The following is an 810-nucleotide window of genomic DNA, read 5'->3' on the forward strand; positions in this document are numbered from 1 at the left end:
GCGGGTGCCGGCCAGCGGTCAAGGTTGCTCTCTGTGGGTCAGCTGTTCCAGTACTGGGCGACCAGGTCGGTGGCCTGCTGCTCCCACTGGGCGTAGGCGTCCGGGTACGCCGACACCTGCACGGTCTGCGCGGCGTCGGTCAGCGGCATGTCCTGCCACCCGTCGACCTGCTTCAAACCCTTCAGGAACGCCGTGGTCGAGTAGTCGGGGTCGGTGATCTGCTCCGGGGTGCCCCAACCCGAGCTCGGCCGCTGCTGGAACAGGCCCAGCGAGTCGTGGTCATTGCGGTCGCCGAGGTGGCCCAGGTTCTCCAGCTTCGACTCCTGCAGGCTCGTCGCGATCGAGATGACCGCGGCCCGCTCCGGCAGACCCGCCTTCTTCGTCGCGGCGATGATCGCCTTCACGTTCGCGGTCTGCTCATCGTTCAGAGTGATCCGGGACTGCTCGCCCTGCGGCTTGGCGGTCTGCACCGCAACCGCGGCCGGCTTGCCCTCAACAGGGGCGTTGGCGTGGGCGGCGATGGGACCGGCGAACACACCACCGGCGAACGCGAGACCAGCAACGGACAGCATGCTCTTACGGATGATCGTGTTCATGGGGGTAGCTCCTTCACGGGGTAGACACCCGCAGCACCGCTCGGGGGAACGGCATAGGGGTGCAAGCACCTCGTCCGGCGCTTCTCAAACACGGGGGGAAGTCTTTTCGGCGGCTCACGGGCGGGGGGCTCGTGGCGCCGGGTCTGTGTGTAACGACCGCCGGGCCGGAGTCATTCCGGGGCGCGGCACCCGGTGGTGCGGGTGCTGGTGCGGT

Annotated in this window: 1 protein-coding gene; it reads right to left on the reverse strand. The window is 68.4% G+C overall.

Translation table 11 applies throughout. The features are described 5' to 3' along the window. Nucleotides 1-38: 38 nt before the first annotated feature. Nucleotides 39-596 carry a hypothetical protein gene (locus ACTWLT_RS31530; protein ID WP_445321494.1) on the reverse strand — a complete coding sequence of 186 codons (558 nt, stop codon included), beginning with the start codon at nucleotides 594-596 and terminating at the stop codon, nucleotides 39-41. Between the last annotated feature and the right edge of the window lie 214 nt (nucleotides 597-810).

It is taken from the genome of Micromonospora yongxingensis, from assembly GCF_052601155.1.

Bases quoted from the DNA above. Each gene is read 5' to 3' on its own strand.
- ACTWLT_RS31530 (WP_445321494.1), bottom strand. From the start codon at position 596: ATGAACACGATCATCCGTAAGAGCATGCTGTCCGTTGCTGGTCTCGCG.